Genomic DNA, 19,603 nt, shown 5'->3' on the forward strand with positions numbered 1-19,603 from the left:
GCTGATAGCTGATGGCTAATTGCTGACCACTACTTTAACACAAGGAAATTATCATGAACGAACAAAGAACAGAACAATATTATGAATTAATTGATAAATTAGTGAAATGTCCTAATGGAAAAGAACCTGATGTTTTAGATGAAAATATTGAATTAGTTGATGCTGGTTTTGTGTCAGTTTTAATGCAAGTTGGTCAAGCACAAATTCATCATGGTAATCAAGATGGTGCTAAATTTTTATTCCATCTTGCTCGTGAATTAGCTAAACAATTAGGATTATATCCTGACCCTGAAGCTGCTACAACACCTGCCCATTGAAGAAGGAGTCAGTCCTCAGGAGTCAAGAGTCAGGAGAATGGAGTTGATGGGTATTCTCACCCCACCAACCGCATTTGCACCCCTGGTGACGGTGGGGTATTAAACCCATAAGGGTTAATGAAGTCAAAAGTTAACCCACCCCCTAACCCAACCCACCCCCGCCCCTCCCAGGAGGGGATCCAGGAGGGGAAGTAGGGAATTTGAGCTTCGCTCCAAAAATATTTCGCCTTAAAAAGCGGGGTTGCGCGACCCATATTATTTTGATAAAGATCATGTAGATAGTTAATGTTATGTTTTCTCAGACAGAAGCAGAAAAATTAGCCATTGATTTTTTGGGGAATGATTGGGAAATTCCCCAGACAGAACAAGAATGGTTTACTATTAGAAATACGAAACAAGAGCCTAATTGGTATATTGTGGAAGTAGCAATAGAAGGATATCCTGATTATTGGATTCTTCAGGTTTATGATACGGGTGAATGTGACCCTTGTTATACTTTTGTCTCTCCTTTAAGTGGTTCTCAAGATACAGATGATTTGCAGGAATTACCAGAATCTATTGCTAATATGATTAGCTTTGAGCGTAATTCACAAATGTCTGCAACAGCAAAAGTTTGAATATACAGCGTTTCCCGTTGTTATGAGGTACAAAATTTTAGGTTTAAGGGAACAGGGAACAGGGAACAGGGAACAGAAAAGAATAAAAAAACTGTACATCATAGCTTCGGAAACTGCTGTAAAATACTAAATCAAGTTCGATATCTTGGGGAATATTAATAGTTGAAATCGGTTATTTATTCTGATTTTTTTACTATTAAAATACATCCATCGAACTTGATTTTGTTGTATATAGAAATATTAAGTTTTAATGAAATTAAGTCCTTTGAAGAAATATAATAGTTTATAGCTAGTCAATACAGCTAGTCAGTAGTAGACTGACACAGCTAAAACTGTGCAATAGATTTTTGTTTCTAGGTGTCTTGATCCCCTCATCCCCCATCCCCCCATCTCCCATCTAATGCAACATTTAAAGTGTGTCAGTCCAGTAGTCCAGTAGGGTGTGTTAGCGGTAGCGTAACGCACCGAAACGAAACTACAGTAAAGAACACCAAATAGGAGAAAAAAATTATGTCTATGTTTTGCGAACAATGCGAACAAACTGCCAGTGGCCAAGGATGTCATCAATGGGGAGCTTGTGGCAAAAGTCCAGAAATCAACGCCATACAAGATTTATTGGTTTACTGCTTGCGTGGGTTGGCAGAAGTCAGACTCCGAGCAAAAGAATTAAATATTCCCACTAGAGAAATAGACGTTTTCATCTGTGAGTCAATATTTGCCACAATGACAAATGTTAACTTTAACAAAAAAAGTTTTGCTGAATATATCAAGCAGGCGATCGCTCACCGGGAAAACCTGAAAACCAAAATTCAAGAAACTAATACATCTATTCAATGGTCTGCTTTAGCTAACTACCAACCAGACTATACAGAAAGCTTATCTCTCCAAGGCGAAAATGCTTCCCTGAAATTTATTACTCAGTCTGGCAGTAATGTTGATATCTTCTCTCTCAAACTCACCGTTATTTATGGCATCAAAGGAGTTGCCTCTTACAATTTCCACGCTCAGGAGTTGGGAGAAGAAGATGAAAAAAATTATGACTTCATCGCCGAAGCATTAGTTGCCTTGGATAACCAAGACCTTACCCTTAATGACTGGGTAAACCTAGCATTGAAAGTGGGAGAAATTAATCTCAAAACAATGGAACTTTTAGATGCAGGTCATACCAAAACCTATGGTCATCCTGTTCCCACTACCGTACCGTTGAACCCCCGGACAGGAAAAGCAATTTTAGTTTCCGGTCATGATATTAGACAACTCGCAGAAATCTTAAAACAAACTGCGAATACTGGCATTACCGTCTACACTCATGGAGAACTTTTACCTGCCCACGGTTATCCGCTTTTGAAGCAACAATATTCTCACTTCTACGGTCATTATGGCACCGCTTGGCAGAATCAAACTAAGGATTTTGCTAAATTCCCTGGCCCAGTTATTGTGACAACTAATTGTTTGATGCCTCCCCATGAAAATTATGAGGATAAGTTGTTTAGTATTGGTCCGGTGGGATATCCCGGAATGACTCATTTAGATGCGACAACAGATGGTATGCCTGATTTTACTTCTGTAATTCAAAAGGCGTTGTCGATGCCTGGGTTTACTGAAGATGGAGAACCAAAACAGGTAATGGTTGGTTTTGCTCGGAATACAGTGTTGAATGTTGCTGATACTGTAGTAGAGGCGGTCAAGCAAGGAAAAATTCGTCATTTCTTTTTAGTAGGTGGTTGCGATGGAGCAAAACCTGACCGCAATTATTATACGGAGTTTGTGGAAAAGGTTCCAGAAGATTGTGTGGTTTTGACCCTTGCTTGTGGTAAGTTCCGCTTTTTCGATCGAGAAATGGGTATGATTGGGGAAATTCCTCGGTTGATGGATGTTGGTCAATGTAATGATGCTTATTCAGCTATTCAAATTGCTGTAGGTTTGGCAAAAGCGTTTAATATGGGTGTGAACGAGTTGCCGTTGTCGATGATTTTGTCTTGGTATGAGCAGAAGGCGGTAGCTGTATTGTTGACTTTGTTATATTTGGGAATTCAGGATATTCGGTTGGGGCCAACTTTACCAGCGTTTATTTCGCCCAATGTGTTCCAGTTGTTAAGCCAAAAGTATAATTTACAGGCGATCGCTACTCCGGATGAAGATTTAGCTGCTTGTTTAGGTTGACTGGGATGTTTATCGTATAGCTAAGGAGTCAGGAGTCAGAACTCAGGAGTCAGAATTCAGGATTTAGTAGTTAGAAGTAAAGAAAGGATTTGAATAGCATGAATTTTTAAATTTGTATTCAAATAGACATCTGGTAAAAATCAGAAATAAAATCAATTCTTATCCATAAATTATCAATTATTCCCCTCCCAGGAGGGGATCGGGGTGGGTTCCCTGTTGCTTTCCGGGGCTGTTGCCTGTTGCCTCTTTTCTGGAGATGTCTAATAGAATATCTGTATTAAGATCAGGAGTCAGAGATCAGGAGTCAGGAGTTAGCTATTGGTAGTGGACCGAGACACCTAAAAATGTAGGTTGGGTTTATCCTAACGGATAAGCTCCGCTAACACTTCGTTCTACCCAACCTACGGTTATTAATACCAATTTTATTTTCATCTAAATATAGCGCTGTGCGCAGGCAACAGCTCCGGAAGGCAACAGCTCCGGAAGGGGGAATAAAAAACTGATAATATAAGGCTTTTAGCTATTGGACACCTCTTGTCATTTGTAAATATGCCAGCGCACATTGCTATAAGTAACCAAGATAACAGTTTTTTTTAGTAGTAAATGGTATTTAAAGTATCGTTTTCATCAAAAAATTAGTCTGCTCTGCTTCCTCTCTAATCCCTCTGCCTTCTTCTTTACCTTCATCAATATTGGTTATGTCGAACGCCGGATTTAGCGTAGTATGCGATCGATAATATTACTCAAATTCGGCAAAAATATAAAAAGAGTATAAACAATAAGAGGGGAATTAAGAATATTGATAAAATAAAAATAACTTGAAAGTTAAACTTGGATAATCATAAAAAAAACAACATATTTTTGTTAAAAATACTAATTTATTAAAAATTGTGCTTCAAACTATTAGTGATACCTCCGTTAGAGCAGCACTGAATGCCATTGAATCTGAATCAGCAAATGTTTCAGAAAAAATTCAGATTCAATGGCATTCAGTGATACCTCCGTTAGAGCAGCACTGAATGCCATTGAATCTGAATCAGCAAATGTTTCAGAAAAAATTCAGATTCAATGGCATTCAGTGATACCTCCGTTAGAGCAGCACTGAATGCCATTGAATCTGAATCAGCAAATGTTTCAGAAAAAATTCAGATTCAATGGCATTCAGTGATACCTCCGTTAGAGCAGCACTGAATGCCATTGAATCTGAATCAGCAAATGTTTCAGAAAAAATTCAGATGCTGATAGAAATGGCAAATGGGTTGCAACAAAAACCAAAAGACCCTAAACAACTGGATAATGCTATTGGCCTATATCAACAAGCGATAGAATTATCCAGCAACGATTATCCTCTGCTGCAAGCAAGAGCATTGGTAGGAATGGCAACAGCCTTAAGAGCTATGCCAGGAGAAGGACCCGATCTATTGCTAGAGGCAAGAGAAGCTTATGAAACTGCCCTAGAAATATTAAGGGAAGAAGGAATACCTGAAGAAGTTGCAGAAGCAGAAATGAATTTAGGCTTGGTATTACAAGCATTAGTTAGTTTTAACTTGGCAACAATGAAACAGGTAATAGAAGCATATCAGCGGGGGTTACTAATATTTACCGCAGATAAACACCCACAAGAATATGCCATATTGCAGAATAACATCGCGATCGCTTATCTCTCGATGACCCTATCTCCAGAAAGAGAGGGTATGCGACAAGCAATGGCAGTACAATCATTTGAGGAAGCATTAAAGGTAGTTAACCTCATCGAACATCCCAACGAATACGCGATGTTGCAGAACAATCTGGCCAATGCCTTACAATACCTCCCCAGTCTGCATCCGATAGACAATAATTTGCGGGCATTGACTGCATACAATGAAGCCTTGAAAGTCCGTACAGCAAAAGATACACCATTAGAGTATGCAGCCACTATCTCTAATAAAGCCAACCTGCTATACAACTTACCAGATAATCCAAAACATCCAGAAACAGGAAATCAGCAAAATCTACTCCAGGCAAAAATGCTCTATGAAGAAGCTCAAGCAATTTTTTGTCAGTATAGCCAAGTAGAAAGAGCAACAATAGTTTCCGAAGCATTAGCAGCAGTAGAAAGCGAACTATCACTTTTTGATTTTGACTCAGCAGTTACTACTAGATAGGAGAATAAACAAAATGAGCGGTCTAATTACCGTTGTCAATACTCTGATTACAAACTTGGAAGCTATACCCAGCTTTCAAATTTTTATCAGTAACTTAGTTACTGGAGAGATTACAATACTAACAGCCATATTCTGGCTAGGAGTTGCTAGCGGAATTTCGATTATTGCTGGTGCTATTGGTGGAATATGGTTGGCAGGAAAAGATTTAGGTTATAGTCTAGCTGCCATGATTGGTGGATTGTTTGGCCCTGCTGGTGTGATTCCGGCAGTTATTGTTGGCTTGGCAATTTTAAAATTTGTTTAGGAGCTTTGACTGCCCTGAGTGTGGGATATCTATAGACCGCGATCTGAATGCGAGTATTAATTTAAAAAATGCGGTCCGCTTGACCGTCAATGCCTGTGTATGAGTAACCGCCAACGGTCTCAGTTGTTTGCATAGCATTCCGTAGGAAAGCAGGAAGTAAACATTAAAATGTCACTAATTATGCGGTGCGACCCCGCGTCGGCGCAAGACGCAAGTGGTCAGACCCCGCGACGATGCCAGCTCGCTTGCGGTCGGAACCCGCGTCGGCATCAGACGCAAGGGAATGCCGACCAAGAGAGGGAATGCTGACCAAGAGAGGGAACGCGCACCAAGAGAGACGTTTTATATCGGTTTTATGAAGCAGCAAGACATTGATTTAGGTAAGATGCACAGATGTTGAGCGTCTCCCTCGCTGATGGATTCGTATATCAAATCTGCTGCATCATATTTGTAAATCTTTGAAAAGATTTTAGTGGTTGGCAACGACAGGTTTGACAATCAGGTAGTCCTACTTGTGTAATGGTAGATGGGGATGAACAATGGTGCTTCATGGGAGCAAGATACGAGCAAGGAAGCAAGATGCTTCCACTGCTTTTGTCCTTGACCAAAATAATTAAAATAGACCACCATTACAATGCATCACTACCTAAATGTTTGAGTATTTGTTACAAACTTCAAACCATGCAATGAACATAAATGAATATATTCGTGCAACCCTACAATAACTAACAGTTGAAAAAAGGATAAACAATTATGCTAGAAGTCGGTTGGTTTAGTACCAAATTATTATTCAAAGGAAAACTACTACGAAATCCATTTTATTTTTTCAAACAAGTAGCCATAGGTACTTCTTTTGGTGCTCTATTACTAATAGTAATGGCACAAATGGGAACAACACTATTGTTTCCAATTATTATTTCTAGTTTGGCAACTGGAATCTCTATGCCATTTTTGCTGAAAGATTTGAAGTTGCAATAGGAAGAAAATAATAAAAATGACTCAAGCCAAACTTCCCTTGCAAGAGTCTGTGAGTCTAGAATCTCTAGTATCTGATATTAATCATTTTGAGCAGGTGATCGCTCATTGGGATGAAAATCAAAAAGTAGTGGTTGAAGGGTTGAAAAATGCCATAGAAGCATTACACAAAGAAGCTTTAACCCGATTAATTCGTAGTGTTAAACAGGAATCTATGCCAGCATTGCGTCAGGCAGTGCAAGATGAAGTAGTTTATAGTCTACTGCGCTACCACGAATTGATTAAACCACCTACGCCTTCTCTAGAAATCAGGGTTCAACAGGCATTAGATAGAGTGCGTCCAGGTTTGCAAAGTCATAATGGCAATGTGGAATTACTTGCCATAAAACTACCGGATACCGTGGAAGTAAAATTAGTGGGAAACTGTAGTAATTGTCCTGCTTCAACCTTAACCATGAAAGATGGAGTCGAGCAGGCAATTAAAACCCACTGTCCGGAAATCAAAAATGTGGTTTCGGTCAATACTCCAGTTAGTGGAAAAACAAGCAATACTATTGCCAGTCCCTTTGCTGCACAAGAGGAAACAGGTTGGGTTGCTTTAGCAAATATTGACCAGATACCGAAAGGTGGTATTTTAGCTGTTGATATGGATGGGTTGAAATTAATTTTGACTCGTGTGGGTAATGATGTTATTGCCTATCGTAATAGTTGTAGTCATTTAGCCAAACCTTTAGATGAAGGAGAAGTAATAGAAGGTATTCTCACTTGCCCATTTCATAACTTTAAATATAACTTAGCAACCGGACAATGTTTGACTGCTCCAGAAATGACCTTGCAACAGTATCCGGTAACTATAAGAAGCGGTCGAATTTTGATTAAGTTTTAGGTAGAGAAAAGTTTCAAGTTTTGAAATTAGATATCTGTGAAAAAGAATGTAAGGACATTCCAAGGAGCGTCCCTACAATTATTTTAGGAAATGCTGGGGCACAATAATATTTATGTGCCCTATTTTTATAGATTATGTCTCCTAGAAAACCACTTGATCTAGCAATTAGATGAGAGAAGAATCACTGATATTAGTTAACCGACTTGCGATCTGCTCTGGACTAGCTAAAGTATTTTCTAGAGTAGTTAAAAGTTGGTTATCTAATTTTAAAAGCGGGTAGTGGGTGGGGAGATGGAGAGATGGGGAGTGTGAGGAGATGGGGAGATGGGGAGATCGAGTCCGTTGGTATCGTTTGTGTAAACCTAAGGGTGAATATCTACTCTGACTCCTACCCCTGCCAAAAGACTTTTTCAGCAAACCCTAATTATTAATTATTAATTATTAATTATTAATTGTTGAAACCTACCACCTAATAACTTTACGGTCGCTAATTATCCGGACATAATATAACTACAACTTGTCAATCTTCAATGCGATCGCGCACTTGACCTTTTTCTGCATTCTTCTCTAAAAACTCAATTATCTTGCCAGAAACATCTACTCCTGTAGCTGCTTCTATTCCTTCTAAACCGGGAGAAGAATTCACCTCCATCACCACAGGGCCATGATTAGAGCGTAATAAATCTACCCCAGCAACTCTCAACCCCATTGCTTTAGCTGAACGGGTAGCAGTTGAACGTTCTTCAGGAGTTAATTTAATTTTTTCTGCTTTACCACCCCGGTGCAAGTTGGAGCGAAACTCACCCTCAGCTCCCTGTCTTTTCATAGATGCTATTACTTTATCTCCTACTACAAAACATCGCAAGTCTGCACCACCTGCTTCTTTAATAAATTCTTGAACTAAAATATTAGCATCCAAGCCACGAAAAGCTTCAATAACTGACTTAGCCGCTTGATAAGTTTCGGTTAAAACTACTCCGATTCCTTGAGTTCCTTCTAATAATTTAATGACCAAAGGAGCACCTCCCACGGTATTAATTAAACCATCAATATCTTTAGTAGAATTAGCAAACCCAGTTACAGGCAATCCAATTCCATCTCTAGCTAATAATTGCAAACAATGTAATTTATCGCGAGACCGAGAAATGGCTTGAGAAGGATTTGGGGTAAAAACTCCCATCATTTCAAACTGTCTAACTACAGCGGTACCATAAAATGTTTTAGAAGCACCAATGCGAGGAATTATAGCATCAAGTCCTTCCAAAGGTTCACCTTTATAAATAACTTGATGCGAGGAATTATAGCATCAAGTCCTTCCAAAGGTTCACCTTTATAAATAACTTGAGGCTTCATCGAAGTAATATTCATATAACAGCGCAAGTAATCAATAACTTGCACTTCGTGACCTTGTTTTTCCCCTGCTTCTACCAATTTTCTAGTTGAATAAAGACTTGGTTCAGTTGATAAAATAGCGATTTTCATTTTATTATTTTCCAACATTTTTTTTGTCCTTTTTTTGACTAATTTTTGCCTTTTTATCTAAATAAGATTTGCCTGGGTTAATTAAGAAAATTCCCCGCACAGCTTGTCGTCCCAATAACATTCTAAATCCCATTAATTCCCGATTAGTTAATGTTAACTCAACTTGCCATTTTTTTTGCATTAAATTTACTTCTGTCAGAATCACAGGGCGTAATTCTGCTTGCCCGCTAGAACTACGAACATTACGTTCATCTATTAATTCTGCTTCAGCAATTACTGTTTGATTCGTATCTCGTTGTTGGGGATTAATTTTAAATTTTACTCTTGGTTTACCATCAATTTCAAAAGTCTCAATATCAAAAGCGTGTAAACTAGAGGTACGAGCGCCAGTATCGATTTTTGCCTTGATTTTAGTAATGCCAATTTCGGGTAATGCTATCCATTCCCGCCAGCCAATAATTGGTAATTCTTGATGTTTCATTTTTAGTTTTAGGGAGTAGGGAGTAGGGAGTAGGGAAGATGGGGAGCAAGATAGGGAATAAGCAAAAAATATTTACCTTGTTAGTTGTACCACATTAATCACCGAATCTACTGTAAGTAAGAAGGTTGTAAATTTTCCCCCATTTCCAGCTTTTAACTTTTGATTTTTGACTTTTAAAATGGTGCGTTACGGCGCAATTTTAAGTTTTGAGGTACAACCACATTTACACGGTTGCGCCTAACGCACCCTACACACTATCTACACTACAGTACCCAAAAATTTAGGGAGCAAGATGCTCCCACTACTTTTAACTTTTAACTTTTGACTTTTGACTTTTATAAAAGGGTCGCTTAACAACAATAGCTGCATAATTTTTACCCCTAACTTCTACCTCCAATTTTTGACCTACCTTAGCTAATTTTTTAGGTAAATAAGCTAGAGCGATCGCCTTTCCTAAACTTGGAGACTTAGTACCGCTGGTAACTTCCCCTACCACTTTGCCATCACTCAAAACAGGATAACCATGACGAGCAATAGAGCGATCGAGCATTTCCAAACCCACCAAACGTTTTGAGACTCCTTCTGCTTTTTGTGTTTCCAATACTTGACGACCAATAAATTCACCCTTTTTATCCAGATGAACTAACCAACTTAAACCCGCTTCCAGAGGAGTAGTCTCAGTATCAATATCTTGACCGTAAAGTGCCATTGCTGCTTCTAAACGTAGAGTATCTCTTGCTCCCAAACCGCAGGGAGTAACGCCAGCACTCAACAAACTGCGCCATAACTCCACACCCACGGAGGAATCTACCATAATTTCAAACCCATCTTCCCCAGTGTAACCAGTTCTAGCAATAAAACCAGGTTGCTCCAATACAGTAATATCTGAATGTCCGAAAAATCCAATTGCTGCCAAATTTTCCTTGACAAATTGTTGCACATAAGATTCTGCTTCCGGACCTTGTACAGCTAATAACACTTTTTCCTCAGAGACATCTTGAAATTTAACACCACTAGCTTCTAAATGACTTAATATCCATGCTTTATCATTAGCTTTAGTGGCAGCATTCACAATCATAAAACCCCGTGCTTCGTTGGTAAGGGGGTCATCACTTTGACGATAGAAAATAAAGTCATCAATAATGCCTCCCTCAGAGTTTAATAAGACAGTATATTGCGCTCTACCAGGTTCTAAACTGCTTAAGTCGGAAGGTACTAAATATTGGATTTTCTTAATTAGATCGTGACCTTGAGCGATAAACTTGCCCATGTGGGAAATATCGAACATTCCTGCTTTTGTGCGTACTGCCTCATGTTCAGTGCTGATGCTAGTGTATTGTACTGGCATTTCCCACCCAGAAAATTCTACCATTCTGGCCTTGAGTTCGCTGCATAGGTCATATAAAGGGGTGCGGGAGAGAGGTTGTGTATTAGATTCTGTTGATTTGGCCACTGGTATGTCCCTAATTTAGAATAAACTTTATTGATTTTAGGATATTGTGGTTATTTACAGAGGTTATGAGTCATGAGTCAGGAGGGAAGAGTCAATAGTCATGGATCATCCTGATTTCAATTCACCAGGTAAGTTTGCCGGATGGGGCTACTTTAGGGGAAGAAGACTATATACAGATCAAGGTTATGGTGCTCATCGAAATAGTATGTATGAAATAAATAGTAATCATGGTACAGCCTGCGCTGGTGTAGCTGTAGCGGAGGCTGATGCTGCGGTTACAGTCGTTGCTGCCCCTGGATTCGGCACGACCTTCCGTTTGTCGTTGCGGACAGATATAAACCACTTCATTTTTGATCAGAGGTCTTGCATGAGTGGATGTCCTTTTAATGGTAACAAGGTCTTCTTGAACGGCAATGACCTGTGCCGGATTGAATGTTTGTGCCATAGTTATTATGGTTATTATTGTTTATTGAAATTATTTAGAGGAATACCGTGATTATCAGCAATGTCATTATTATATTTTGCTTTGCGTTCGATTGATGGTAGTTCTAGTCTTTAGCATTAGTATTTGATTTAACCATAAGACTGAAATTCTGAGAATCAAGAGGACTTTTCACCTCCTAAAATAAAATGTTCTGCTTCCCTTGACAAGCAGGAGGTATTTTTTTATGATCATAAAAAAATACAGGGGGAGAATACCACCTCACCTCACCTCAAACCAGCAGTCGGGATTTCCCAGGTTAAGGAGTCCCGTGTAGTCGTGTAAGCGCAACATCGGAAGTATGTAAATAGGCAGGACAATAATTTTGACACTCTGCGGTCTAAAGACGCGCAGATTCTTAATTCGTCCAGAAATGAACTCTTAAAGGCGTTGTCAAAGCGCCTCTACTTAGTTGGCTCAAGTCAAGACCAAGCTTTCCAGATACTTTTCTGAGAATATTTGCTGCACCGTTGCAGTCAGCATTAATTAAATAACCCGCAGCAGATTGATATAAACCTCGTTTAATACGTTTTCCAGAGGGTTCCCAGTTATCGGGTTTTTCACCATAGATTGGGAGAAAATCATCATCTAAAAACGATGCTTGCGAGGTATAAGATTCCTCTGTTTCTACAAATTGCACCCCATATAAATTGCCAAGTTGTTCTATTCTTTCTTTGAGTCTGGCAGTAGGAATTTGTACAAACTTTTGATTAGTTTTAGCTCCTAATTCAATTGATTGTTTTTGACCTTTATTCCAACCAAAAACCACTGTACCAATTCCATGCTTAAGACAGTGATTAATAACTAATCGCGCTGCGAGTGTTAACAGCATCCCGCATCTGTCGATTACGTTTCTCAGTCATGCGAGCTAATCTTTGAGACCAAAATCCTTGGGGTTGATTTTCTTTAATTGTGGCAATTTGCTTATTGTACCACTGATTTTTTGACTTGAGATGTTTCCCATCAATAATAAAGCTATCTCCTTGGGTATCTACACAAGTTAACCAGTTGTCTAAACCGTGGTCAATGGAAAGTGCTTGACCAGCATCTAACTTAACTGCCACAGGCGTTTTCATCTCATAGACAAACTCGGTATAAAAGCAACCGTGACGGGGAAGAATCCTAATTTCTTTAATTGAGTCCCAATCTAAGTTACTTACCATCGGAATGTAAAATGCCTCTAATCCAAACCATGCTTTAACCTTGCGTCCTAATGGAACTCTAATTCCTTCGTTCGTGAATTTTAACCATCTTTTAGGATAAGAAACTGTAAATAAACCAGGTTTTCGATAGTTAGGCGGCTTGGGTTTATTGGCTAATTCACCTTTACCAAACAGCTTTAGTAGCTGTCTGAAACTGCTGAAAGATTCAACAACACCATTGCATATTTGTTGGGCACTAGAGGCATACATTGCGTTAAAATGTCGGTTCCATTTCATCTGCTCGCAAAGTTCACTTTTGGAGACAAATCTATTTTCTTTAAACCAAACTTGTCGAGCATAATAAACAGAACAATTGAACACTTTATTGGCCTCGCCGCACAAGTATTCTAATATGGCCCGTAGTTCTTGATCTGGATGCAATAAAACTTGCTGGCATCCTAGATTTTTTACTTTTTTCTTAGTTTTTTTACTCATGCTTCTATGATCATCAATATGTCGATAAGCGTCAATCTATCAACATGAAGAACCAACAAAAAATATACCGACATGGCAACCATTCGGTAGGTTTGGCCCACGTCCATTTAGTCTGGATTCCCAAGAGGCGCAAGAAAGTTTTAGTGGGCCAAGTAAAAATAAGATTGGCAGCTATCTTATCGGAAGTTGCCACAGAAAAAGGTTGGTTAATTAAAGGATTGGAAATAGCGCCAGACCACGTTCATGTATTGGTAGAGCATGGGTCCGACCTAGCAATTCATAAAATAGTCAAAGCTTTAAAAGGTAGGTCATCGAGACTGTTGCGACTGGAGTTTCCTCAGCTATGCAAACTGCCTAGTTTATGGACTCACAGCTATTTTTATGACACTACGGGGAAGGTCAGCACCGCTAAGATTTTGGAATACATTAATGACCCTGATCACGGCGGTTGAAACCGCCGCTCGTTTTTCCGCCCCGAACTAAAGTTACGGGGCTACCAAACTCCCGAAATTTTTCCGTGTTAAGGACTTATTCCACACTCATAAAGACCGGAGATTATTTCATAGTTGAAGATGGCATATGCCATCACGGATTGCCTGTAGGACCCAAGTCTGGTCCTTATGAAGCCATTGAAGCTTTTGTAAATGAGAATTCTGATTTTGAAATTGACAGGGGTAGAGAATCTTTTCTCATAACATGGAACCCTAAAGGTTATCTGAGACGAAGAACTCACAGCGATGAAAATCCTTAATAATAGAGTTGTTGGGAAATAAGGTAAAATGAGCAAATAATAAATTGGTCAGAAAAATGCTAAATATTGAACGAGCCTTAAAACAAGACAGGTTACTCAGAGCATTAACAGGATTAAACCGTAAAGCAGATTACACTTTGTTGAAGCCCTTTAATCAAATGTATGAGCAAACATTGCTCTTGAAACCTGGTCAACGCTCTGTTGGAGGAGGCCGTAAGGCTCGTTTACGCACCACTCAAGACAAATTATTCTACATTCTCTTCTACTTTAAATGTTATCCAACCTTTGATGTAGCCAGCATCTTGTTTGATATTGATCGCAGCCAGGCACATCATTGGGTTCATCGTTTACAACCTATTTTAGAAGCCACCCTGGGAGAAAAAAAAGTACTACCCGAGCGTCAAATTAATTGTGTCCAAGTATTTATAGAGCGTTTCCCTGGAGTAGAACGAGTAATTATGGATGGCACAGAACGGCCAGTGCAACGACCCACTGACTCAGAAAAACAAAAACTGAATTATTCGGGAAAAAAAAACGTCTAACTCGCAAACATCTAGCAGCAGTAGACCAAAATCAGCAAGTGTTAGTATTAACTCAGGCACGAGAAGGAAAGTTACATTCAGGAAAAATTCCATGACTCACAAAAGCTAATAGGAAATATACCGGTCGTGATACCAATTGAAGTGGATAGTGGTTTTCAAGGTATTCAACACCAGTATGAAAATATCCGTATCCCCCATAAAAAGCCAAAGGGAGGACAATTAAGTGAGCAACAAAAATCGGAAAATCGGAAATTGAGCAAATCAAGGGTGATATGTGAAAACGCCTTTGCGGGTGTCAAACGTTATGGAGCTGTCAGCCAAATTTACTGTAATCACGCTTATTGATTTTGATGACAAATTGATAGACTTGTCGCTTTATAACTTAAAAAATACCTAAAAACCTTGTTCTGTAAGGATTGTAGCTATTGGAAGGCAATAATGCTTGGAATTATTGCTCTGTCTAGGTTAGAGTGATTTTTTCCCTTTATTTAGCGACAACTCTAATGTTAACAGCAACTGGATGGCTGGAACTTATACCTGATAGCAGCATAAATAATTAAATTACTAACAAAATATATCTGTTTTCATTTTCGTTTTTCCCCACCTCAGTTATAGCGCTGTGCGCAGGCAACAGGCAACAGGAGGAATAAAAGACCGATAGTATAAGACTTTTAGCTATTGGACAGTTCTTGTAATTTGTAAATATGCCAGCGCACATTGCTATATTTCCCAACAACTCTACTAAACCAACACTCAGATGTTCCTATCGTAAGGCACATCAAGGTTAAAGGTAATAAATCACCCTTTGACGGTGACTGGACTTATTGGGGTAGCAGAATTGGCAAACATCCAGGCGTAAGGAAGGAAGTAACAACGCTACTTAAGCGACAAAAAGGTAAATGCGCATCTTGTGGATTACACTTTAGACCAACGGATTTAATCGAAGTTGACCACATCGTTCCCTGGTCTGAAGGCGGTGATAACACCTATAAAAACAAACAACTGTTGCACCGACATTGCCACGACGTTAAAACTGCCGAGGATTTAAAAGCAGTGAACCATAGGACTCATTAAATCCAAAGTGGAATTTTAAGGGTGTACCCATGACAAGGGACGTTTAAGAGAGGAGCCGTGATGAGGTGAAAGTCTCACGTCCGGTTCTGAAGACAAGCAGACCCTATAAAGGGCAACTGGAAATGGGTTTGCTTAGTTTAACTATACTTGGAATTTGCTGTAAAATATTAGTCGCTACTGTTAAAAGACTCAAAGAATCAACTTCTGACTTCTGACTTCTGACTTCTGACTTCTACTAGCGGATGCTATTTTGATAAAGCTGTTCAGCAATCTTTCCAACTTCTTCATAACTTAATAAGATTGTTTCCATCAATATTATGCTCCCAAAAAAGGATTGTCTGTCTATAATAGCAAAAGAAAGTATTTATAGGATAGTGCCATGAACCAAATAACTATACAACTATCAAAAGAACAATACAAATGTATCCAACAAATTGCCAACCAGCAGAAAACCTCACCGGAGAAAATTCTAGAATCAAAAATTGCTGAATGGTTACAGGAATCTCAAACTGACTTTAATCTAGCAGCTAACTTATGTATTAACTAAAAATTCTGAACTCTATAAGCGGTTAGTATGACTCGCGATCTGAGCCTATCAGAAATTATGGAACTGCATCAGCAAATCATTACCCAAACAGGAGGAGCTAATAGTTTACGCGATCGCCCTGCTTTAGAATCAGCAGTAGCACAACCAGCAGCGACATTTTCTGGACAAGACTTATATCCAACTGTCATTGATAAAGCTGCTGCCCTCGGTTTTTTGATGATCATGAACCATCCTTTTATTGATGGTAACAAACGAACAGGACACGCAGCAATGGAAGTTTTTTTCATCCTGAATGGACTAGAAATTAATGCTTCTGTGGACGAACAAGAACAAGTTATTTTAGCAGTAGCTTCTGGAGAATTAAATCGAGAAGCATTCACCCGATGGCTACAAGCTCATATTAAAACCATCTCTCAAACTGAACTATAACTAAAGCCAACTAATAACCTTTATTCTTTAGCTAAAAAATGTTTAGAGTCACAATAGGGACGCTGCATCCAACGTCCTTTTTTTACCTGTTCGCTGACTGCTGATAGCTGAAAGCTGACAGCTAATTATGATGTCCTAAACCTTGCTAACTCTTCCCCAGTCTTAGCATCATGAGCGTGAACGGTACACACCAAACAAGAATCAAAAGACCGAGCAACATGACCGACTTCCACAGGGTCATTCACATCAGCAATAGGAATACCCACTAATGCCTCCTCAATAGGTCCGCGCACCCCTTGACCGTCACGGGGTCCGACATTCCAAGTAGTCGGTGCAATAACCTGATAATTCTTAATCTTACCGCCTTCTATTTCCACCCAATGACAGAGGGAACCACGACTAGCGTTAGTGGCACCCCAACCACGACCATCCTTTTCTTCAGGCTTAATATACCAAGGATCGCGCAACTTAAACTCCCGCAAACAACGTTCGGTTTCACGGTACAATTTAGTTAGTTCGTGCATTCTGGCAAACACGCGCAAATGTACGCTCGGTACCCCCATTTTCTTGAACATATCTAAAACTAAACCGTCTTTGTACTGCCAACTTTCCCCATGGTCGCCACCTGATATCAATTCCCGCGCTAAAGCACCAACTTCCATCCGACCTAAGTCTTGGTGAGATACAGCAGTTGACCAAGAATAAGCACCGTCAAAGTCAATATCATTATTAGGAATAGGTACGGTAGTGCGGTCAAAAGGATGTACATCTCCATCACCCTCGTTATACCAAGCGTGGGCAGTATTCTCCCGGGTAAAAGTATGCTCCATCAATTGATGAATATCTGTAGTGCTATCGTAGACACCACTTTTCATAATCATAGCAGCGTTCCGACCTTCAATAGTTGGGCGTTGATATTTGTCTTCGTGAGGCAAGTATCCCCAACTCATATATTTACCGACACCGGCACCAATTTTATCTAAACCAATATTCAGACCCATACGCCAATAGAAACCCAGGTCAGAACTAGCATGAGCGGGATTTTCATCCAACCATTCCATGAAATCGTCATAAGTTTGAATCTGTTCAAACCTGTCAATGGAACAACCTAACCATATTGGTTCTAACCAGTTAGTGCGGTAATATTCCAACATTGCCCAGGCGCGGGTAACATCGGTGAGAGTGGGAGCGCACATGACACCACCGGGAACCATGAAACTAGAGTGAGGCCATTGACCGCCGAATAGAGCGTATATTTCTACAGGTTTTGCTGCAACAGTAATACCTGGTTCGTAGGATGTACCTGTGAATGCTGCGAAACGTTTGCAAGCTTCCTCGTAGAATGGGCTATTTTGATATTTTTTGTTTGTTAGGTCGATCGCGTATAACCCATAAAAGTAACGTGGATGACTTTGGAGAGTTTCTACAAGTTGACCGAGGTTACGAGCAAGGATAGCGTTACGAGGTACTTCTGTTTGCCAAGCTGTATCTAACGCCCAGGAAGCACAGGTGAGGTGAGAAGCACCGCAAATTCCACAAATTCTGGGGGTGACAATGAGACCAGCTTTAGGGTCTTTGCCTTTGAGGATGACTTCAAAACCTCGAAACATTTGTGCTTGAGTCCAAGCGTTGGTTACATATCCGTCTTGAATGTCAACTCTTACATCTAGGTCGCCTTCAACGCGCCCCACGGGGGAAATGTCTAATGTTTGTACTTTAGTTTGAACCATTTTTTTAGTTATCAGTTATCAGTAGCTATAGCTTGTGTAGGTTGGGTTAAGCGACAGCGCAATCCAACAAACAATATTAAATCTCATGTCCAAAGCTCGTAGAATTGCTCTAGCTCTATCTATCTTCGGGCTAAAGCTCTACTACAAACAAAAGCTTTTTTTAGGACTTAGGCAGAAACCTGGTTGCTGGAGGAATTAGTGAATAAACCCGGTTTGTTGTTTAGGTGCGTAAGTCTTGTTATGTTGGGTTTCGTTCCTCAACCCAACCTACAAAGCTTTTTTGAGTCCTGTTATGTTGGGTTTCGTTGCCTCAAACCAACCTACAAATTTTAAACTGTAAAGAAATCTTCTTCTGCCCAAGCGGGAGTTGAATCTTTAGCAACGATACTTAGCAGAGCATAGTCTTTACGGTTGACTCCCGTCGGTAATTCTTTGGGAACTCCCATGACTGTTTGAGTATTGAATACTGTTCCCGGTGCGAGGTCATGGAATGGAAATTCTGGTTCCGTACAACCTAAACATGGCATTCCTGCACGAGTCTTAGACGAAACTCGGTTCCACAAAATACGGTTACAGGAAGAGTGAGTCATCGGTCCGCGACAACCCAAGTCATAGAATAGACATCCTTGACGCTGCCCGAAATCTGAAGTTGAAGCTTTATAAGCAAAGTGAACGTTGCGAGTACAACCTGTTTGAGTAAAGCTTTTGAAAAATGTTTCGGGGCGGTGAAATTCGTCTAAGGTAATGTCATCAAGTCTGCCAGTAGCAACCGCTACTAATATTTGGGAAATCCAATCTGGGTGCGCGGGGCAACCGGGAATATTGATAACAGGATATCCAGCTTTACTTTTGAAGTCTTCTCCTAAAAATCCGCCTTTTTTCCGTTTGAGAAATTGCAAACCTTCAGATTCACTGGGGTTTGGTGACATTGCAGGAATACCGCCATAAGTAGCGCAGTCTCCCACTGCCACGACGAAACCTGCAACTTCGGATAATTCTTTAACCCAATCTTTCATCGGGCGATCGGCAAAACGGTTCCATTCTCCCGTACCATTGGGAGCGTTAATTATTGTTCCTTCGTATACTAAAATATCTAAATGTATTTTTCCCGAAATACAATCTTTTAATAATTGTTGGACGTTTGTACCAAGTTCAAATCCTAAAGAAGGATGCCAAAGTACATTAATGCCAAAGTCTGTGATTAGGTCACAAATATTTGGTTCTTCAGCATTGAGAAATGATATGGTATTGCCAGAACAGGCTCCACCTTGAAGCCACAGTAGATTGATCATTCTCCCCGATTCTCCTCTCTTTTGTCTGAGGTTGAAATGGGATTTACGATTAGCACTTGTCGCACCCTAATTCAACCTTTATGGAATTATAAAGGGGATATAATGACAATTTTCCATTTCTTTACGAAATTCTTTATTATTGATTAATTGTTAGTTTAACTAATTTTTATTTGGTTGCTTTTGATACTTTATTTTCAAAGTTTTATTGCTATGGAAGAAGGCAGAAATAAGAAGAAAGAAGGAAAAATCTTGCGTTGTCTGAGTTTTAAATTTTTGATATGCCAAATACAATCAT

The 19,603-nt window shown here is 39.6% G+C and carries 24 protein-coding genes and 1 pseudogene; 17 read left to right on the forward strand and 8 right to left on the reverse strand.

Annotated elements, in window-relative coordinates:
• Positions 1-53: 53 nt before the first annotated feature.
• The 9 genes from D5R40_RS01095 (at position 54) to D5R40_RS01130 (ending at position 7,409) form a co-directional block, all read left to right on the forward strand.
• Positions 54-317, forward strand: coding sequence for a hypothetical protein (locus tag D5R40_RS01095; protein WP_124143861.1), 264 nt, complete (start codon positions 54-56; stop codon positions 315-317).
• Positions 318-607: 290 nt separating this feature from the next.
• The gene (locus tag D5R40_RS01100; RefSeq protein ID WP_124143862.1) at positions 608-934 is read left to right on the forward strand and encodes a hypothetical protein; all 327 of its coding nucleotides are present in this window, start codon (positions 608-610) and stop codon (positions 932-934) included.
• Between the two features lie 516 nt (positions 935-1,450).
• Positions 1,451-3,097: a hydroxylamine reductase gene (gene hcp, locus D5R40_RS01105; RefSeq protein ID WP_124143896.1), complete on the forward strand. Its 1,647-nt coding sequence runs from the start codon at positions 1,451-1,453 to the stop codon at positions 3,095-3,097.
• An 890-nt stretch (positions 3,098-3,987) separates the two neighbouring features.
• Complete coding sequence (locus D5R40_RS40635) at positions 3,988-4,116, forward strand: hypothetical protein (protein ID WP_282433593.1); 129 nt, start codon at positions 3,988-3,990, stop codon at positions 4,114-4,116.
• Positions 4,117-4,251: 135 nt separating this feature from the next.
• Positions 4,252-5,244, forward strand: coding sequence for a tetratricopeptide repeat protein (locus D5R40_RS01110; protein ID WP_124154131.1), 993 nt, complete (start codon positions 4,252-4,254; stop codon positions 5,242-5,244).
• Between the two features lie 13 nt (positions 5,245-5,257).
• Entirely contained in the window at positions 5,258-5,548 is a 291-nt protein-coding gene (locus D5R40_RS01115) for an asr0689 family protein (RefSeq protein WP_124143864.1), read from the forward strand.
• Positions 5,541-5,651 carry a zinc ribbon domain-containing protein gene (locus D5R40_RS42330; protein WP_124143865.1) on the forward strand — a complete coding sequence of 37 codons (111 nt, stop codon included), beginning with the start codon at positions 5,541-5,543 and terminating at the stop codon, positions 5,649-5,651. Before D5R40_RS01115 ends, D5R40_RS42330 begins: the two co-directional genes overlap by 8 nt.
• A gap of 650 nt (positions 5,652-6,301) precedes the next feature.
• Complete coding sequence (locus D5R40_RS01125; protein ID WP_124143866.1) at positions 6,302-6,526, forward strand: hypothetical protein; 225 nt, start codon at positions 6,302-6,304, stop codon at positions 6,524-6,526.
• A 16-nt stretch (positions 6,527-6,542) separates the two neighbouring features.
• On the forward strand, positions 6,543-7,409 hold the full coding sequence (locus tag D5R40_RS01130; protein WP_124143867.1) for a NifU family protein: 867 nt from the start codon (positions 6,543-6,545) through the stop codon (positions 7,407-7,409).
• A gap of 520 nt (positions 7,410-7,929) precedes the next feature.
• Here the strand turns inward: D5R40_RS01130 and rimK are convergent.
• From rimK to gcvT, 4 genes are all read right to left on the reverse strand, one after another.
• Entirely contained in the window at positions 7,930-8,673 is a 744-nt protein-coding gene (gene rimK / locus D5R40_RS01135) for a 30S ribosomal protein S6--L-glutamate ligase (protein ID WP_445974442.1), read from the reverse strand.
• Complete coding sequence (locus D5R40_RS43445; protein ID WP_445974443.1) at positions 8,652-8,909, reverse strand: hypothetical protein; 258 nt, start codon at positions 8,907-8,909, stop codon at positions 8,652-8,654. Before D5R40_RS43445 ends, rimK begins: the two co-directional genes overlap by 22 nt.
• The gene (locus D5R40_RS01140; protein ID WP_124143869.1) at positions 8,896-9,372 is read right to left on the reverse strand and encodes an ATP-dependent zinc protease family protein; all 477 of its coding nucleotides are present in this window, start codon (positions 9,370-9,372) and stop codon (positions 8,896-8,898) included. Before D5R40_RS01140 ends, D5R40_RS43445 begins: the two co-directional genes overlap by 14 nt.
• A gap of 307 nt (positions 9,373-9,679) precedes the next feature.
• Positions 9,680-10,825, reverse strand: coding sequence for a glycine cleavage system aminomethyltransferase GcvT (gene gcvT, locus D5R40_RS01145; RefSeq protein WP_192901068.1), 1,146 nt, complete (start codon positions 10,823-10,825; stop codon positions 9,680-9,682).
• 100 nt (positions 10,826-10,925) lie between these two features.
• Between gcvT and D5R40_RS34320 the strand changes: the two genes are divergently transcribed.
• Entirely contained in the window at positions 10,926-11,321 is a 396-nt protein-coding gene (locus D5R40_RS34320; RefSeq protein ID WP_161564387.1) for a hypothetical protein, read from the forward strand.
• A gap of 343 nt (positions 11,322-11,664) precedes the next feature.
• Here D5R40_RS34320 and D5R40_RS38935 read toward each other — a convergent pair whose 3' ends face one another.
• Entirely contained in the window at positions 11,665-12,138 is a 474-nt protein-coding gene (locus D5R40_RS38935) for an IS200/IS605 family accessory protein TnpB-related protein (RefSeq protein WP_240038828.1), read from the reverse strand.
• Positions 12,104-12,943 carry an RNA-guided endonuclease InsQ/TnpB family protein gene (locus tag D5R40_RS01155; RefSeq protein ID WP_240038829.1) on the reverse strand — a complete coding sequence of 280 codons (840 nt, stop codon included), beginning with the start codon at positions 12,941-12,943 and terminating at the stop codon, positions 12,104-12,106. The genes D5R40_RS38935 and D5R40_RS01155 overlap by 35 nt, the downstream gene beginning before the upstream one ends.
• Before the next feature lie 44 nt (positions 12,944-12,987).
• Between D5R40_RS01155 and tnpA the strand changes: the two genes are divergently transcribed.
• From tnpA to D5R40_RS01180, 7 genes and pseudogenes are all read left to right on the forward strand, one after another.
• Positions 12,988-13,395 carry an IS200/IS605 family transposase gene (gene tnpA, locus D5R40_RS01160; RefSeq protein ID WP_124143872.1) on the forward strand — a complete coding sequence of 136 codons (408 nt, stop codon included), beginning with the start codon at positions 12,988-12,990 and terminating at the stop codon, positions 13,393-13,395.
• Between the two features lie 65 nt (positions 13,396-13,460).
• Complete coding sequence (locus tag D5R40_RS42335; protein ID WP_205127274.1) at positions 13,461-13,694, forward strand: CmcI family methyltransferase; 234 nt, start codon at positions 13,461-13,463, stop codon at positions 13,692-13,694.
• Positions 13,695-13,750: 56 nt separating this feature from the next.
• Positions 13,751-14,236 carry a helix-turn-helix domain-containing protein gene (locus D5R40_RS38940; RefSeq protein ID WP_240038830.1) on the forward strand — a complete coding sequence of 162 codons (486 nt, stop codon included), beginning with the start codon at positions 13,751-13,753 and terminating at the stop codon, positions 14,234-14,236.
• Between the two features lie 126 nt (positions 14,237-14,362).
• A complete protein-coding gene (locus D5R40_RS38945; protein ID WP_240038831.1) occupies positions 14,363-14,581 on the forward strand; it encodes a transposase family protein in 219 nt (72 codons plus the stop codon).
• Positions 14,582-14,974: 393 nt separating this feature from the next.
• Positions 14,975-15,280 (forward strand): annotated as a pseudogene (locus D5R40_RS01175) (HNH endonuclease); the annotation flags it as partial.
• A gap of 409 nt (positions 15,281-15,689) precedes the next feature.
• Positions 15,690-15,857 (forward strand): hypothetical protein, encoded by a 168-nt coding sequence (locus tag D5R40_RS34325; protein ID WP_161564388.1) that lies wholly within the window; start codon positions 15,690-15,692, stop codon positions 15,855-15,857.
• 27 nt (positions 15,858-15,884) lie between these two features.
• Entirely contained in the window at positions 15,885-16,286 is a 402-nt protein-coding gene (locus D5R40_RS01180) for a type II toxin-antitoxin system death-on-curing family toxin (RefSeq protein ID WP_124143874.1), read from the forward strand.
• A 125-nt stretch (positions 16,287-16,411) separates the two neighbouring features.
• Here the strand turns inward: D5R40_RS01180 and D5R40_RS01185 are convergent, their stop codons facing one another.
• Positions 16,412-18,016 (reverse strand): nickel-dependent hydrogenase large subunit, encoded by a 1,605-nt coding sequence (locus D5R40_RS01185; protein WP_124143875.1) that lies wholly within the window; start codon positions 18,014-18,016, stop codon positions 16,412-16,414.
• A gap of 329 nt (positions 18,017-18,345) precedes the next feature.
• Positions 18,346-19,308 (reverse strand): hydrogenase small subunit, encoded by a 963-nt coding sequence (locus tag D5R40_RS01190; protein ID WP_124143876.1) that lies wholly within the window; start codon positions 19,306-19,308, stop codon positions 18,346-18,348.
• Between the last annotated feature and the right edge of the window lie 295 nt (positions 19,309-19,603).

The organism is Okeania hirsuta, from assembly GCF_003838195.1.
GTDB lineage: Bacteria > Cyanobacteriota > Cyanobacteriia > Cyanobacteriales > Microcoleaceae > Okeania > Okeania hirsuta.

Bases quoted from the DNA above. Each gene is read 5' to 3' on its own strand.
- D5R40_RS34325 (WP_161564388.1), top strand. From the start codon at position 15,690: ATGAACCAAATAACTATACAACTATCAAAAGAACAATACAAATGTATC.
- D5R40_RS01190 (WP_124143876.1), bottom strand. From the start codon at position 19,308: ATGATCAATCTACTGTGGCTTCAAGGTGGAGCCTGTTCTGGCAATACC.
- D5R40_RS01115 (WP_124143864.1), top strand. From the start codon at position 5,258: ATGAGCGGTCTAATTACCGTTGTCAATACTCTGATTACAAACTTGGAA.
- D5R40_RS01125 (WP_124143866.1), top strand. From the start codon at position 6,302: ATGCTAGAAGTCGGTTGGTTTAGTACCAAATTATTATTCAAAGGAAAA.
- D5R40_RS01130 (WP_124143867.1), top strand. From the start codon at position 6,543: ATGACTCAAGCCAAACTTCCCTTGCAAGAGTCTGTGAGTCTAGAATCT.
- D5R40_RS01095 (WP_124143861.1), top strand. From the start codon at position 54: ATGAACGAACAAAGAACAGAACAATATTATGAATTAATTGATAAATTA.
- D5R40_RS01110 (WP_124154131.1), top strand. From the start codon at position 4,252: ATGGCATTCAGTGATACCTCCGTTAGAGCAGCACTGAATGCCATTGAA.
- hcp (WP_124143896.1), top strand. From the start codon at position 1,451: ATGTTTTGCGAACAATGCGAACAAACTGCCAGTGGCCAAGGATGTCAT.
- tnpA (WP_124143872.1), top strand. From the start codon at position 12,988: ATGAAGAACCAACAAAAAATATACCGACATGGCAACCATTCGGTAGGT.
- D5R40_RS38935 (WP_240038828.1), bottom strand. From the start codon at position 12,138: ATGCTGTTAACACTCGCAGCGCGATTAGTTATTAATCACTGTCTTAAG.
- D5R40_RS38940 (WP_240038830.1), top strand. From the start codon at position 13,751: ATGCTAAATATTGAACGAGCCTTAAAACAAGACAGGTTACTCAGAGCA.
- D5R40_RS01155 (WP_240038829.1), bottom strand. From the start codon at position 12,943: ATGAGTAAAAAAACTAAGAAAAAAGTAAAAAATCTAGGATGCCAGCAA.
- D5R40_RS34320 (WP_161564387.1), top strand. From the start codon at position 10,926: ATGGATCATCCTGATTTCAATTCACCAGGTAAGTTTGCCGGATGGGGC.
- D5R40_RS01180 (WP_124143874.1), top strand. From the start codon at position 15,885: ATGACTCGCGATCTGAGCCTATCAGAAATTATGGAACTGCATCAGCAA.
- D5R40_RS01100 (WP_124143862.1), top strand. From the start codon at position 608: ATGTTTTCTCAGACAGAAGCAGAAAAATTAGCCATTGATTTTTTGGGG.
- D5R40_RS43445 (WP_445974443.1), bottom strand. From the start codon at position 8,909: ATGTTGGAAAATAATAAAATGAAAATCGCTATTTTATCAACTGAACCA.
- D5R40_RS01185 (WP_124143875.1), bottom strand. From the start codon at position 18,016: ATGGTTCAAACTAAAGTACAAACATTAGACATTTCCCCCGTGGGGCGC.
- D5R40_RS01140 (WP_124143869.1), bottom strand. From the start codon at position 9,372: ATGAAACATCAAGAATTACCAATTATTGGCTGGCGGGAATGGATAGCA.